11 protein-coding genes and 1 pseudogene are annotated in these 13,339 nt (G+C 69.1%); all 12 read right to left on the bottom strand.

The features are described 5' to 3' along the window. Nucleotides 1-342 precede the first annotated feature (342 nt). The 12 genes and pseudogenes from HMPREF3014_RS15280 to HMPREF3014_RS15225 all read right to left on the bottom strand — a co-directional run bounded on the left by HMPREF3014_RS15280 (nucleotide 343) and on the right by HMPREF3014_RS15225 (nucleotide 13,303). Nucleotides 343-879 (bottom strand): HIT family protein, encoded by a 537-nt coding sequence (locus HMPREF3014_RS15280; protein WP_003119184.1) that lies wholly within the window; start codon nucleotides 877-879, stop codon nucleotides 343-345. Between the two features lie 42 nt (nucleotides 880-921). Beyond that, a complete protein-coding gene (locus tag HMPREF3014_RS15275) occupies nucleotides 922-2,562 on the bottom strand; it encodes an alpha/beta hydrolase (protein WP_009876292.1) in 1,641 nt (546 codons plus the stop codon). Beyond that, complete coding sequence (locus tag HMPREF3014_RS15270) at nucleotides 2,559-3,770, bottom strand: MFS transporter (RefSeq protein WP_009876293.1); 1,212 nt, start codon at nucleotides 3,768-3,770, stop codon at nucleotides 2,559-2,561. The genes HMPREF3014_RS15275 and HMPREF3014_RS15270 overlap by 4 nt, the downstream gene beginning before the upstream one ends. 1 nt (nucleotide 3,771) lies before the next feature. Then, nucleotides 3,772-3,960 carry a hypothetical protein gene (locus HMPREF3014_RS15265; protein ID WP_003088166.1) on the bottom strand — a complete coding sequence of 63 codons (189 nt, stop codon included), beginning with the start codon at nucleotides 3,958-3,960 and terminating at the stop codon, nucleotides 3,772-3,774. Beyond that, on the bottom strand, nucleotides 3,957-5,108 hold the full coding sequence (locus HMPREF3014_RS15260) for a PepSY-associated TM helix domain-containing protein (RefSeq protein ID WP_023087564.1): 1,152 nt from the start codon (nucleotides 5,106-5,108) through the stop codon (nucleotides 3,957-3,959). The genes HMPREF3014_RS15265 and HMPREF3014_RS15260 overlap by 4 nt, the downstream gene beginning before the upstream one ends. 40 nt (nucleotides 5,109-5,148) lie before the next feature. Further along, nucleotides 5,149-7,560, bottom strand: a complete 2,412-nt coding sequence (locus HMPREF3014_RS15255) for a TonB-dependent receptor (protein ID WP_009876296.1) — start codon at nucleotides 7,558-7,560, stop codon at nucleotides 5,149-5,151. A gap of 208 nt (nucleotides 7,561-7,768) precedes the next feature. Next, nucleotides 7,769-8,719, bottom strand: coding sequence for a FecR domain-containing protein (locus HMPREF3014_RS15250; protein ID WP_009876297.1), 951 nt, complete (start codon nucleotides 8,717-8,719; stop codon nucleotides 7,769-7,771). Next, a complete protein-coding gene (locus tag HMPREF3014_RS15245) occupies nucleotides 8,716-9,222 on the bottom strand; it encodes a sigma-70 family RNA polymerase sigma factor (RefSeq protein ID WP_003088185.1) in 507 nt (168 codons plus the stop codon). The genes HMPREF3014_RS15250 and HMPREF3014_RS15245 overlap by 4 nt, the downstream gene beginning before the upstream one ends. Nucleotides 9,223-9,313: 91 nt before the next feature. Then, on the bottom strand, nucleotides 9,314-9,994 hold the full coding sequence (locus HMPREF3014_RS15240; protein ID WP_003114933.1) for a hypothetical protein: 681 nt from the start codon (nucleotides 9,992-9,994) through the stop codon (nucleotides 9,314-9,316). Between the two features lie 106 nt (nucleotides 9,995-10,100). Further along, nucleotides 10,101-10,301, bottom strand: a pseudogene (locus HMPREF3014_RS15235) (DUF2599 domain-containing protein); the annotation flags it as partial. Between the two features lie 158 nt (nucleotides 10,302-10,459). Beyond that, nucleotides 10,460-12,007 (bottom strand): PucR family transcriptional regulator, encoded by a 1,548-nt coding sequence (locus tag HMPREF3014_RS15230; protein ID WP_003161729.1) that lies wholly within the window; start codon nucleotides 12,005-12,007, stop codon nucleotides 10,460-10,462. A 63-nt stretch (nucleotides 12,008-12,070) separates the two neighbouring features. Beyond that, nucleotides 12,071-13,303, bottom strand: coding sequence for an aromatic amino acid transport family protein (locus HMPREF3014_RS15225; protein WP_003088197.1), 1,233 nt, complete (start codon nucleotides 13,301-13,303; stop codon nucleotides 12,071-12,073). Between the last annotated feature and the right edge of the window lie 36 nt (nucleotides 13,304-13,339).

Below are 13,339 nucleotides of genomic sequence, written 5' to 3'. Positions count from 1 at the left end.
CCGCAAGCGGTTATTCGCCCTACGCGGCCTCGAAGCCCACCCAACCGCACGCGGTCATGCGTCCCGCGGCCCCGGAGTCGGGCCGTAGGGCGAATAACGCCACCGGCGTTATCCGCCGCTGCGCCGGCGTTTCATGGCGGATAACCGCAAGCGGTTATTCGCCCTACGCGGCCTCGGAACCCATCCAACCGCACGCGGTCATGCGTACCGCGGCCTCGGAGCCGGGTCGTAGGGCGAATGACGCCACCGGCGTTATCCGCCGCTGCGCCGGCGTTTCATGGCGGATAACCGCAAGCGGCTATTCGCCCTACGCGGCCTCGGAACCCATCCAACCGCACGCGGTCATGCGTCCTGCGCGGACTCGGAGTCCGGCCCAGACGATGTTCGGGGTTGGACGCCGTAGCCGAATGCCCGGCGCAATCCGGCGATCGCCTGTTGCCGATCCATGCCGCGCACGGCCGGTGGATCGGCGCGTTCGCAGAATTCGCGCCAGACGAACAGGGTCAGCTCGGCGCCATCGGTAAGGGGTTCGGCGGTCGGCACGCCGAACTGCTGGAGCGTCCGGTAGCGCGTGTCCTCCCAGAACAGTTCCTCGACCCAGTCGTACAGTGGAATCAGGTGGAAATGCACCGGCAGGCCGGGCATGTGGCCGTAGCGGCCGACATAGATGCGTCGCGGCCGCAGCAGCGCGTCCATTTCGCGCTCGACCCTGGCCAGCAGCGGCCCGAATTCGGCGAGGGCTTGTTCCGGCAATTGGTGGAAGGCCGTCGCCGGTTGCCGCGAGCCGAGCATGCAGTAGCCGGGCAGGGCCGAGTCGATCCGCTGGTTCAGCGTCCAGTGGCGGGTCTGGTGGATGATCAGCTCGGGCGGGATATGCATGGGGCGGCGCTCCGCAGATGGGGCGCCCACTGTAACCCGTCGTCAGGGAAGATCCAGCCCGGTCTTGCGCCGTTTCATTTCGTCGATGCGTTGTCGCAGCGCCAGGCGCTGGGCTTCCGGCTTGGCCAGCCACCAGTCGCGCACCGCCGAGTTGTCGTAGCGCGTCAGCCAGGCGGGGAAGCGCGCCATCTGCGCTTGCGGAAAGTCGTTGGCGCGGCCGCGCAGGTAGTGATCGAAGAAACCCAGCACCAGGGCGTTGGGAGCCTGGATGAGGACTTCCGTCGGTGCCGAGCCGAGCAGCCCGTCGCGTAGCGGCCGGCGGATGAACAGCGGATTGTCGGTAAGCCCGGCATGGGCCGAATCGCGCAGTACCAGGCGATGAATGTCCTGGCGCTGGCCGGCGTGCTCGAAGCGTTCGTAGGAAAAGTCGTTGAAGCTTCTTGGGCGGGCCGGCGGTTCGATGCCGAACAGCCGGTAGAAGTTGCCAAGGTCGGCGTGCAGCATCAGCAGCGGCGCCGGGAAATCGCTATCGAAGGGCGCGAAGTCGAAGTCGCCGCCGTCGAGGTTGACGGCCGCCGCGCAGCGTCGGTCGACCATGCAGACCGCGCCGGTGGTCGAGCCGCCGAAGGACATGCCCATCTCGCCGGTGTGCGCGAAGTCGCTGGCGGCCACCAGGTCGGCGACCCTGTCCGGGACCTCGCCGGCCTGCAGGCGGTCATGGACGAACAGGCGGTCGGCCAGCCATACCGGCGCGCTGAGGTTGATGGCGCGGTTGGCCGGGGCGGGCAGGTCGAGGGCGGTGTGCAACTGGCCGTCGAGGCGCTGGTCGAGATCGTCGCTGACATAGCCCTGGCGCATGGCCTGCGGCAAGCCGTCGTGGGCGGCCCGGCGCAGGTGTTCGACCAGCCCGGGGTCCATGGGCAGCAGCGTGCCATCGGGCAGGCGGGTCGGCGACGCGTCGCCGCTGTGCTGGATGGCGTAGACCGCGTAGCCGTGGCTGGCCAGTTCTTCCATCAGGGTCCAGTTGCCGCCGGCGAAGGCGCTGTAGCCATGGCTGTAGAACACCACCGGCAGGCGAGCGGAATCGTCGCGCAGCGGGGCGTCCGGATAGGAATTGGTGCGCAGGTGCTTGAGGTAGGCGAGCAACGGCGGAAAGCCGAGTATTTCACCGAAGCCCCGCGCGGTGCTGCGCGCCTCGCCTGGATCGAAATAGTGACGCGGCGCGGCGCCGGCGATCGGGCGTGCCGGGTACCAGGCGCGTACCAGCAGGCGCCGCGGCTGCCCGGCCGGGGTGCCGAGCAGGCCGGGCCGGCTGGGGTCATCCAGTTCGAAATCGCGCACGCCGACCGCATAGGGGCCGCTCGGCGCCGGCAGCGGCGCGACCGGGAACAGGTACAGCGCGGCGATTGCCAGCAGCACCAGCAGGCCGTACAGCGAACCGGTCCGGAACGGCAGGCCGCGCTCGGGCTTCCGGCGCAGGCAGGCGCCGAGCAGCAGGGAGAAACCGGCGAAGGCGCCGACGCCGGCTTGCCAGCGGTCGTCCCATGCAGCGTACAGGCCGGCGCCGAGCGCCAGCGTCGAGGCGAGCGCCAGCAGGCCACGGCGGCCGGGCAGGGCGGGTATCCACCAGGCGAGCAGGGCCGCCAGCAGGGTCGCGACCAGCAGCAGGTCGACAGCGGTCATGGTGCTTCGCTCCTCGTTTCCACGGGGCGCGTCGGTTGGCTCGGCCAGAACGCCGCCAGCGCCAGCAGCAGACCGACCAGCGCGTAGGGGGCGCGGCTGTCCAGTTGGTGGAGCAGCGTGCCGAGCAGCGGCCCGCTGATCAGGCCGAAGCCATGTACGGCCACCAGGGCGCCGGCGGCGGCACCCTGTTCCTCGGCGCGCACGGCATTGGCGTTGAGCGCCGAGACTGCCGGGAATACCCAACCCATGCCCGCCGCGGCGACGAAGAAGGCCAGCCAGAGCAGCGGCGGCGAGTCGGCGAAGCACACGGCGGCGAAGCCGATGGCGGCGACCAGCCCGCCGACCCGGATCAGTCGCGGCGGTGGCCAGTCCAGGCGGCGCACCAGGAGCTGGGCCAGGATCAGCGCGACGCCCACTGCGGTCAGGGCGATGCCGGCCACCCGCGCGGCGTCGGCGGAATCCAGGCGCAGCCGGTCGAGGGCGAAGAAGCCCACGGTGATCTGCGCCACGGTGACGCTGAACATCGCCACGAAGCCCACCGCCAGCGGCCGCAGCAGGCGGCGGTCGCCGATCGCCAGGGCGGCGCCGCGGTTCGGCTGGCGACGCTCCTCGCGCGGCAGCCAGCGCCAGAGCGCCAGCAGGGCGACCAGGGGCAGCGCGCCGGTGACCAGCAACGGCAGGACCAGCCCGTGAGTCGCCAGCAGTCCGGCCAGCCCCGGCCCGATCACCATGCCTATCGCGCTGGCCGCGCCGAGTCCGGCCAGCGCCGCGGCGCGTCGTTGCGCCTCGACGTGATCGGCCACCAGTGCCGCCGTGCAGGCCGGCACCGCGGCGTAGAAACCGCCGGCGAGGCCGCGCAGGAGAACGATACCGGCGAAGGCGAGCAGGGTCGGCAACGTCCAGTGCAGGGCGAGCACGATGAACAGGCAGAGCGAGCCGTAGGAGAGGGCGAAGCCGGCCAGCCCGCCGAGCAGTATCCGCCGTCGCCCATGCCGGTCGCTGGCGATGCCCCAGGGCCGCGCCGCGAGCATCCAGGCGATGCCGCCGACGGTCACCGCGGCGCCGGCCTGCCAGGGCGCGAGGCCGAGCTTGCGGGCGAGCGGGCCGACCAGGGCGACGAAGGACATCACCGCGAGGGTGCAGACGAAGGTCTCGAACATCAGCGGACGCAGGTCCAGGGTGTTGGCGGAGGGCGGCGGGGTGGTCATCTCAGGGGTTCCTTCGGGTTCGCGGCAGGCGCAGCCAGACCCAGCCGACCAGCACCAGCGGAGTGCCCAGGGCGAGCCAGGAGAGCAGGTCGTAGAGGCCGTCGCCGAGCAGCGCCGAGAGCAGCCCGAAGAGGCCGAGCAGGGCCAGTAGCAGGGGCCAGCGGAAGATCATCCAGAGACCGCGCCTCATGCCTTGCCCTCCGTCGCCAGGCTGCCGTCCGGCAGTTCCGCCAGGCGCTTCTCCAATGGCGTCTTGCGTCGGCCGAGCCAGAGGTAGAGACCGCTGGCGAGGATGACGATGCTGACGAGGTCGAGCAGCGCCCAGACGATCTTCAGCGGCATGCCGCCGTAGTCGCCGAAGTGCAGCGGCTGCGACAGCAGGAGCGTCTTCACGTACAGCGGCATCTCGCGCATGTCGGTGAGTTCGCCGCTCTGCGCCTCGATCAGTGCCGGCTTCAGCAGGCGCTCGGTGAGCGGCGTGTTGCCGCGCATGAACACCGCATAGTGATGCTGGCTGCTGAACTGGGTGCCGGGGAAGCCGACGAAGCTGACCTCCATGTCCGGCGCCGCCCGGCGTGCCGTGGCCAGGGCCGCGTCGAGCGAGCCGAGGCGCTGTAGCGGCGGCGCGTCCTTGTAGGGCGCGGTCATTTCCGCCAACTGCCCGCCTTGCCAGAGAATCAGGATCGGCAGGGCCAGGGTGTTGATCACTCCGGTCACGCCGACCACCAGTACCCAGGACAGGGTGACGATGCCCAGCAGGTTGTGCAGGTCCAGCCACTTCAGGCGACGGCTGCGTTCGGCGCGTACCGTGGCGAAGTCCAGCTTGCGCATGAACGGCGTGTATACCACCACCCCGGACACCAGCGAGGCCACCAGCAGCAGGCCCATCAGGCCGAGGAACAGGTAGCCGGGCAGGCCGAGGAACAGGTCGGTGTGCAGCTTCAGCATCAGGTACATGAAGCCGCCCGGCGGCGGCAGTGCGTCGAAGAATTCCCCGGTGCGCGCGTCGAACGGCTGCATGTGGCCGTTCTCCGGCGGCGGTACCAGGCTCGGCGCGCTGATCACCAGGCCCAGCGGGTCGTCCTTTTCGAATACCAGGAAGCGCACCACTTCGCCCGGCCGGGCGGCCAGGGCGCGGGCGATCACGTCGTCGTAGTCGATGCGCGGCGACTCGGCGGTGAGCGGCTCGAGCTGCGGATGCGGCTCGAAGTAGTGCTCGATCTCCTCGTGGAAGATCAGCGGCAACCCGGTGAGGCAAAGCATCAGCAGGAAGATCGTGGAGATCAGGCTGGTCCATTTGTGCACCAGGTACCAGGTGCGCAGGGTTTTCGCGGTCATTGGCTGGTCATCGGCGGTTTCTGGTTATGGTGGGGCGGACTCAGAAGTCCGCCGTGAGGGAAAGGGAAAGGGTGCGCGGCGAGCTGATCGACAGGTAGCCGTTGGCTGCGGTCCAGTAGTCCTTGCCCAGTGCGTTCTCCAGGTTGGCGCGCGCCACCAGCGGCTTGCCGGCGACCTGGAAGGCGTAGGCGGCGCCGAGGTCGACGCGGTTCCAGTGCGGCACGGCGAGGGCGTTGGCGCTGTCCACATAGGCCGAGCCGGTGTAGATCCAGCGGCTGTCGAGGGTCAGTCCGTCGACGAACGGGGTGTCCCAGCTGACCCCCAGGTTGGCCTGGCGGCGGGCCACGCCGGGCGCGTCCTTGCCTTCGCTGGCAGGGTCGCCGGTCTTGTTCTGCTCGGGCTTGATGTAGGTGGCGCCGGCCATCACCCGCACGCCGTCCAGCGGTTCGCCATAGAGGCTCAGCTCCACGCCGCGGTTGCGTTGCTCGCCGTCGGCGCGGAAGACGTTGCTGGCGTCGGTATAGGCGTTCGGTTTCCTGATCTCGAACAGCGCCAGGGTGGTGGTGAAGCCGCCCAGGTCGTACTTGGCGCCGATCTCGTATTGCTCGGCCTTGTACGGTGCCAGCACCTGGCCGGCGTTGGCCGCGGTCATCGGCGCCGCCTCGCCCTGGCTGAGGCCCTGGATGTAGTTGGCGTACAGCGACAGGTCCTGCAGCGGCTTGACCAGCACGCTGGCCATCGGCGTCCACACGTGCCGCTTGTCGTGGCTGGTGCGCGCGCCGCTGGTCTGGTCGTAGTTGCGCGACTCGATCTGCTGGCGGCGCACGCCCAGGGTGACCTGCACGCGATCCTCGAGGAACGACAGCCTGTCGGCCAGCGCCACGCCGCCGAGGTCGGTTTCATTGGTCTTCGGAATGCTCCCGTCGAGGCTGGAGAAGTCCGGCAGCGGCGTATGCGGCGAGGTCTGGTAGAGGTTGCCCGGCTGCATCCCGGTGAAGGCATAGACCATGCCCAGCCGTTCGTGCAGGCGGTTGGCGCTGAGCGTCCAGTCGTGGCGGAGCGGGCCGGTGTCGAAGTTGCCGCGCAGGCCGACCTCGGCGGAATAGGTGCGGCGGTCGCCGCGCTGGCGTGCCAGGCTGTTGACGATATCGCCCTGGTTGCCGACGAGGATGCTGTTGGCGGCGATGGTTTCGTAGTTGCTCTGGCGGCCGCCGATGCTGGCGAACGCCGTCAGGTTGTCGGCGAGGTCGTACTCGCCGCGGTTGACCATGGAGTAATCCTCCTGGTCCAGGTAGGAATCGCGCAGGCCGAAGCGTGTCTTCGAGTCCGGGGCGTGGGGGATGTGGGTGGTTCCCGGGCCGGTCAGCAGCGGGCGCACCACGCCTTCCAGGCTTTCCTTCTGGTACAGCAGGTCGCTGGACAGGCGCAGGCGCTCGCCACGGAAGTCCAGGCCCAGGGAGAGCATGGGAAACTCGCGGCTCTGATGGTCGACGGCGGTATCGCCGTTGCGGTAGACGCCGTTGAAGCGCACGCCGAAGGCGTTGTTCTCGCCGAAGCGCCGGCCGATGTCGAGGTGAGTGCCGAGCTGGCCGCGCTGGGTCCAGTCGACGCTGACGCGGGTCAGCGGCTGGTCGTCGGCGCGCTTGGGCACCAGGTTGATGGTGCCGCCGACGCTGCCGCCGGGGGAAATCCCGCCGAGCAGGGCGTTCGGTCCCTTGAGCACTTCCACGCGCTCGGCGAATTCGATCGGTACCCGCCAGAACGGCAGCAGGCCATAGAGGCCGTTGAAGGCGACGTCGGCGTTCTGCACGCTGAAGCCGCGAATCGTGTAGCTGTCCACCAGGTCGCCGCGCCCGCCGACCACCCGCACCGACGGATCGTTGGCCTGTAGCAGGTCGGCGACGCTGCGCGCCTGCTGCTGCTCGATGGTCCTGGCGGTGTAGCTGGTGATGCTGAATGGCGCATCCATCACGTCGGCGTTGCCCAGCATGCCCAGGCGCGCGCCACGGGCCACCTGGCCGCCGGCGTACTCGGCGGGCAGGGTCTCGGCACCGGCGGCCTGGGCGGTGATCAGCGAGGATTGCAGTTCCAGCGCGCCATCGGTGGCTGCCGGCACCAGGGTGTAGCTGCCATCGCTGCGCTGCTGCAACTCCAGGCCGCTGCCCAGCAGCAGGCGGTGCAGCGCCTCGACCGGCGCGTAGCGGCCGCGCAGGGCGGCGCTGCGGCGACCCTCGGTGAGCGCCGGGTCGAACGCCAGGGATACCCCGTTGTCGCTGGCGAAGGCCGACAGGGTACGGCCGAGCGGGCCGGGGGCGATGTCATAGCTGCGCGCCGAGCTGGCGGCGGGCGCCTCGGCGGCAAGCAGGGCGGGGGCCGCGCCGGCGAGGGCGAGGGTCATGGCGGCGTGGATGGCCAGGGACAGCGAACGGGGGCGAAGCGTGCGTACGGGCATGTACAGGGTTCCTCGTGGTCTCTGCGGACCTTGGGTCGGGGCGGATTCCTCTACTTGCCAGCCGAGAAGGAAAAAGGTCTCAGGTCGAGGCGGTTATTTTTCTGCGGAGCACGGTATGTCGATGGCAACGCCTGTTCCGGCGCAACGGCGGACGGCCTGCCGGGGTGGACGCGAGGAGGCGGTTGCCACGGGGATGGCGGCCGCGCCGTCACGCCGGCACCAGGCTGATCCAGTAGTCGGTCACCCCGCGCACCTTCAGCGGATAGGTGGCCTGCAGCATGCCCAGCGTGCGCCGCAGGTCCAGCAGCGGATAGGCGCCCGACACCGCCAGCCTGGCCAGTTGCGGGTCGCAGCGCAGTACGCCGCGACGGTAGCGGGCGAGTTCGGCGAGCACCTCGGCCAGCGGCATCCGGTCGGCCATCAGCATGCCGCGGGTCCAGGCGTCCGGCAGGCCGTCGAAGGCCAGCCGGCGCGCTTCGCCGTCGGCGCCCAGGCGCACCGACTCGCCGCTTTCCAGCCAGCGCCCGCGTCCGTGGAGCGGGCTCAGTTCGACCCGCCCGGCGAGTACCGCGACCCGGGTCGCGGCCATCTCCTGGCGTACGTTGAAGCGGGCGGCACCGGCATGCAGCCGCGCTTCGGCGGTGGCGACGCGGAACGGACGCGGGTCGGCGCGGCTATCGACGAAGATCTCGCCGCGCAGCAGGCGTACCAGCCGCTGGCTGGCGTCGAAGGCCAGGTCCACGGCGCTGTCGGTGTTCAGGGTCAGCAGGCTGCCGTCGGGCAGGGGCAGGCGGCGCTGTTCGCCGACGCCGGTGCGCTGGTCGGCCAGCCAGTCGCGCAACGGTTCGGCCTGCCAGGTGGCGAGCCCCAGCGAGGCGCCGCCGAGGACCAGGGCGAGGTGCTTGATCGCGCGCCGCCGGTCCAGCCCGCGCTCGCGGCCGAGGGTCGGCAGGGCCAGCGCCGGCGGCAGTCGGCCGAGGCATTGCAGCAGGCGCTCGGCGCGCTCCCAGGCATGGGCGTGCTGCGGGCTGCGCTGCCGCCACTGGGCGCAGGCCTGGCGCGTGTCGTCGGTGCAGCCGCTGTCCTGCAGGCGCACCAGCCACTCGGCGGCCTCGTCGAGGATCGGCGAGGGAATCCGGCCTTCGTCCGCGGCGTTCATTCCATCAGCTCCAGGCACTGGCGGAAGGCCTGCTGCATGTAGCGCTTGACCGAACCCAGGGACACGCCCAGGCGCTCGGCGATGGCTTCGTACTTCAGGCCTTCGATCTGCGCCAGGAGAAACGCCTGGCGAACCCTGTCCGGCAGGCTGCCGAGCAGGGCGTCTACTTCATGCAGGGTTTCCAGCACCATCAACCGCTGTTCCGGCGGCGGCGCGAGGTCTTCCGGGAGGTTGGCCAGGGCATCGAGGTAGGCGCGCTCCAGCGACTGGCGCTGGAACCAGTTGATCATCAGCCCCTTGGCGACGGTGGTCAGGTAGGCGCGCGGTTCGCGCGCATCCAGTACCCGGCGCGAGGCGAGCAGGCGGGCGAAGGTGTCCTGGGCCAGGTCGGCGGCGTTTTCCGCGCAGCCCAGGCGTCGCCGCAACCAGCCTTGCAGCCAGCCATGGTGGTCCTGGTAGAGATGGCTCACAGCGTCGTGCAGGGAGGCGTCGGCCGGCGGCATGGAGGGGATCGCTGTTGTAATTGAGAATGAGTCTCATACTACTTACAGCGAGGGCATGCCTACAAGTCCCCCGGATCGGCGGCGCAGCGCCTCAAGCGTTTTCCAGGCCGTACTGGAAGAAAGCCATGTCGGCCAGGCGCCCGGTGGGGTAGAGGAGCCCCTTGCGGGCGGTCTCCAGGCGCGGGAACGACAGCCTTTCTTCGCCAATCAGGCGGTGCAGCGCGGTGAGGGTCCCGCCGTTGACGCTCGTCAGGCCCCGGCGTGGATACAGCGCGCGACAGGCGGCCACGTAGTGGCGGTCGAGGGCGGGAAACTCGCCCCAGACGCCGAGCAGGATCTTGCTCTTCAGGGTGTCGGTCCAGCTCACCCGGCTGCTGAGGGCGTCCATCGACCCGAGTACCGTTTCCAGCAGCTTGCGGTTGTGCGCCAGGCGCGCGCCGTTGCCGGCGAAATCCACCAGGGACAGCTCGAAGAGTTCCGGTCCGGCACCGCTGAAGAGCTGCCGGGCCAGCGCTTTCATCAGGTCCAGGTTGCTGTTCTGCAGCAGTCCCGAGGAGCCACGGAACATGCCCCAGTTGGCCAGGTAGAAACCCAGGTGCAGGGCGGTGGTGTCGAGCTGTTCGGGGGCGGTCAGGTCGTCCCAGCTGCGACTGGGGTCCCAGACATACTCCCAGAGGTACTCCCAGGCCCTCAGGCGCGGGTATTCGTTGCCCGGGGCGGGCGCCAGGCTGGCGTAGTAGCGGTGGACATAGCGGGCGGCATCGAAAGCCATGCGTTCGTTCCCTGGCGGCTTGGAAAGACGGCATGGTAGAGCGTGTGATATCAAAAGGCCATATCGCTGTTCGCAGGGGACGCCTTAGCGCCCCCGCGGAGCGGCCTCAGGTGTTATTGCAGCCCTTGGCGATGGAGTCCTCGTTGGAGGTGTACGGCCGCGAGGGTTCCAGGTTCCACTCGGGCTTGTTGCGGGCGACGTTGAAGTGGCAGACCAGTTGTCGGCGCATGCTGCCGATATTGCTGTCGCGGTTGTCCGGGGTGTCCTTCCATTCGCTGTCCAGGTAGTGGTCGACCACCAGCTCGTTGGGACGTCAGCGGGACGTGGCGGCGCCAGTCTGCAACCGGGCGCTGCGATGCACCGTGGTCCGGCATCCACAGGCCACGCCGCTGCCAGGCAACCGTTCCTGGCCGCGCCTGTTGGCGGCGGCGTCGCCCTGCAAGCGCCAGGTATCGGGCTCCGCCGTCAGTCCATGTCGCCGCCATGGTGCGCGGACTGCTCCAGGAGGCTGCCCTTCGCCGTCCTGCCCCTCGCTTCCGGCGACAGCCGGGTTGCCTGCAAGGCGAACCAGAGGGTCGCCACATCGGCGGTGCTGTCCAGCGAGCGACCGCTGATTTCCTCGATGCGGCGTATCCGGTAGACCAGGCTCTGCTTGTGTATGTGTAGCCGCTGCGCGGCGTTCAACCAGGACCTGTTTTCCTCGAGAAAGACCTGCAGCGTGTGTAGCAGTGCGGAGCCATTGGCCGCGTCATAGTCGTGGAGGGCGCCGAGGACCAGACGGAACGCCCGCTCGGCCTCGGCGAGGCTTCTGGGTAGCCAGGGCGCCTCGTCGTCCAGTTCCGCGTAGCGACACAACGGTCGCCGGGAATGGCTGTGGGCCAGGGCCAGACGCGCTTCGCGCAAGGCCTCGGCGCAACGTTCGGCACGACGGAGCGGGGCGCTCACGCCCAGCGAGCTGTCCAGGGCTTCCTGCAGTGTCGAGGCGAGGCCGGCCTGGTGCAGCAGAATGATTTCCTGGCCTTGCGCGCGAACCAGCAGGCGTGAGTCGTGGCCCCGGAAAAGACCGATAGGGTCGGTCGCGAGCCCCTCGGAACTTGTCACGGAAACGACTGCATCGTCGAGATCGAGCCCGGGCAGCAGTTCCTCCAGCCGCTCCTCGGCTTGTTCCCGGTATAGCCGTCGTTGCAGCAGGTCGTCGAGCAATTCCGAACCCAGGCGCAGGTGGCGTTCGCTTTCGACGCGCAGCCGTTCGATCTCTATGCCGAGCACTGCCGTCAGGTGGTGCAGGAGACTGTAGTCCGGCAGCCGCTCGCCCAGGGCTATCAGCAGGCAGTTCCGGTCGGAAGGAATGCCGATGCTGAGCGCTTCGCCTTCCGCGAGCGGATGGCGAAGGACCATTGGCTGCGGCTCCGCCTGCTCGCGACGGCGGTTGCGCAGCGCGTCGGCCAACTCCGCGGGCAGCCCTGGCAGGCCTGGCTGCCAGGCCGCCAGGGTGTCGGGAACGATGAGGTAGAGGCTGCTTCGCACGTCCTTGCCGAGGCGTTGCAGCAGCGCCGGCAGGCCCAGTCCCTGCATGCTCAACCGGGCGCTTTCGTATATCCGGGCCAGGGCGTTGCGGCGCTCGTATTCGTCTTTCTGTCCCGCATCGACGATGGCCCGGGTCACGGCGGCGAAAGGGACGCCGTAGTGGGTGAGAATCAACGGAAAGCCCAGGGCCTCGGCCGTCTCGCGCAGGGCATCGAGGTCGCTCGGGGCTTCCATGTTCTCGCCGATCATCATGCCTGCCAGGCCGGCCTCGGCCAGTCTTCGGACGTAACGCCGTTGCCGCTCGGCGTCGCTCGGTATGCCCAGCCCGGTGGTCATCAGCAGGTCACCCTCGCCGAGCCATTCGGTGGGGTCGTCGAGTTCGCAGACATGCGCCCAGCGAACCGGGCGGTCGAGGCCGCCGGCTCCGCTCAGCAGGCGCGAACGGAGTTCGGGGAGGGCGATCAGGTGGCGGATGCTCTGCGGCATGTCCAGGAAACTCCAGGCATGGGCCTTCAGTGTAATCGCCCCGGGCGCAGGCAGCGCGCCCTGTCACCAACTGGCGGGCAGCATCCCCAGTGCCGAGGCGATCGCGTAGACCCCGCTGGAGGCGAACACCAGGACGATCAGCCCCTGTATCAGCGGATGGGCATACCAGCCGCAGCTGAATGCCGGCAGTTGGTCGCCGTGGCGCCGCGCCGCGTTGAGCAGGAGGATGGGGATGATGCCCATCAGTACGCCGCCGAAGGTACCGGCGAAGTACAGCGCGTTCACGAAGCCGCCGAGCCCCGCATAGGCCAGCAGGAACGGCGGGACCGAGACCGCGGCGAGCACCGCCAGGCGTTTGCGCCGGTTGGTTTCGCTGCCCAGGCGGAAGTGGTCGAAGATATTGGTGAACAGGCACCCGCCGAGTCCCCAGTAGGAGGTCAGCATCGCCAGCAAGGCGAAGGTGTTCGCCACGTAGTAGGCCCATTGGCCGAGGGAGCGTCCCCAGCTCAAGGTCGCCACCTCGCTGAGGTTGTCGGGGCCGACCAGGGCGATGACCGAGGCAGGAATGGCCGCCACCAGCAGGAAGGTCAGCAGCATGCCGACCACGATCAGGCGCGGCACGCGCCCGGGGGTTGCCAGGTTGCCGCGCACCAGCTCCGGAACCAGGAACTGCGCGCCGAACACGAAGACCGCCAGGTTGAACACTGGAACCACGTATTGCCACTGGCTCTGCCAAAGGTGGGCGAGACGGGCGTCGTCGTGCATCAGGGTAGCGCCGATGAGGATGCAGACGATGGCCACCATGCCGGCGCTGATCAGCTTCTCGCCCACGCCGAGCGCCTTCAGGCCCAGGTAGAGCACCAGCGCCGAGGGGACGAAGAAGATCAGGCTGCCGACCTCGCGCGTGAGGCCGTACTGGCCGAAGAACTCGAGCATGATGTTGCCGCTGCCGGTCATGTAGGCGACCAGGGCCCCGTAGCTGTTGGCCGCCACCGCGATGAAGATCAGCCAGCCGCCGAGCGGGCCCAGGTAACGCCGGGAGAGGCCGCTGAGCTGGTTGTTGCCGCGGGTTCTCAGGCAGGCTTCGGTCACGTAGAGCATGGTGACGATGCAGAAGAGGCAGGTCAGGGCCAGGCATACCAGCAACGGCACGTAGCCGACCTTGCGGGCGGCGTAGGCCATGCTCAGCACGCCGGCGCCGATGTTGGTGCCGATGATGATCGCGATCGTCTCGAGCGAGCCCAGGGGATGGGCCTTGAGGCCCGATGCGTTGTCGTTCGCTTCTCGCATACCCATTTCTTGTTTCCTCTGTCAGGGCGGTGGAGTTCGGTT

The sequence above is a fragment of the Pseudomonas sp. HMSC065H01 genome (genome assembly GCF_001815235.1).
GTDB lineage: Bacteria > Pseudomonadota > Gammaproteobacteria > Pseudomonadales > Pseudomonadaceae > Pseudomonas > Pseudomonas aeruginosa.
The sequence above is the reverse complement of the archived record's forward strand: the minus strand, read 5'-3'. Positions and strand labels throughout refer to the sequence as shown.

Excerpts from the sequence above, each read along its gene's own strand:
- HMPREF3014_RS15265 (WP_003088166.1), bottom strand. The coding sequence starts at position 3,960 with ATGAGGCGCGGTCTCTGGATGATCTTCCGCTGGCCCCTGCTACTGGCC.
- HMPREF3014_RS15270 (WP_009876293.1), bottom strand. The coding sequence starts at position 3,770 with ATGACCACCCCGCCGCCCTCCGCCAACACCCTGGACCTGCGTCCGCTG.
- HMPREF3014_RS15280 (WP_003119184.1), bottom strand. The coding sequence starts at position 879 with ATGCATATCCCGCCCGAGCTGATCATCCACCAGACCCGCCACTGGACG.
- HMPREF3014_RS15260 (WP_023087564.1), bottom strand. The coding sequence starts at position 5,108 with ATGACCGCGAAAACCCTGCGCACCTGGTACCTGGTGCACAAATGGACC.
- HMPREF3014_RS15240 (WP_003114933.1), bottom strand. The coding sequence starts at position 9,994 with ATGGCTTTCGATGCCGCCCGCTATGTCCACCGCTACTACGCCAGCCTG.
- HMPREF3014_RS15275 (WP_009876292.1), bottom strand. The coding sequence starts at position 2,562 with ATGACCGCTGTCGACCTGCTGCTGGTCGCGACCCTGCTGGCGGCCCTG.
- HMPREF3014_RS15225 (WP_003088197.1), bottom strand. The coding sequence starts at position 13,303 with ATGGGTATGCGAGAAGCGAACGACAACGCATCGGGCCTCAAGGCCCAT.
- HMPREF3014_RS15245 (WP_003088185.1), bottom strand. The coding sequence starts at position 9,222 with ATGCCGCCGGCCGACGCCTCCCTGCACGACGCTGTGAGCCATCTCTAC.
- HMPREF3014_RS15250 (WP_009876297.1), bottom strand. The coding sequence starts at position 8,719 with ATGAACGCCGCGGACGAAGGCCGGATTCCCTCGCCGATCCTCGACGAG.
- HMPREF3014_RS15255 (WP_009876296.1), bottom strand. The coding sequence starts at position 7,560 with ATGCCCGTACGCACGCTTCGCCCCCGTTCGCTGTCCCTGGCCATCCAC.
- HMPREF3014_RS15230 (WP_003161729.1), bottom strand. The coding sequence starts at position 12,007 with ATGCCGCAGAGCATCCGCCACCTGATCGCCCTCCCCGAACTCCGTTCG.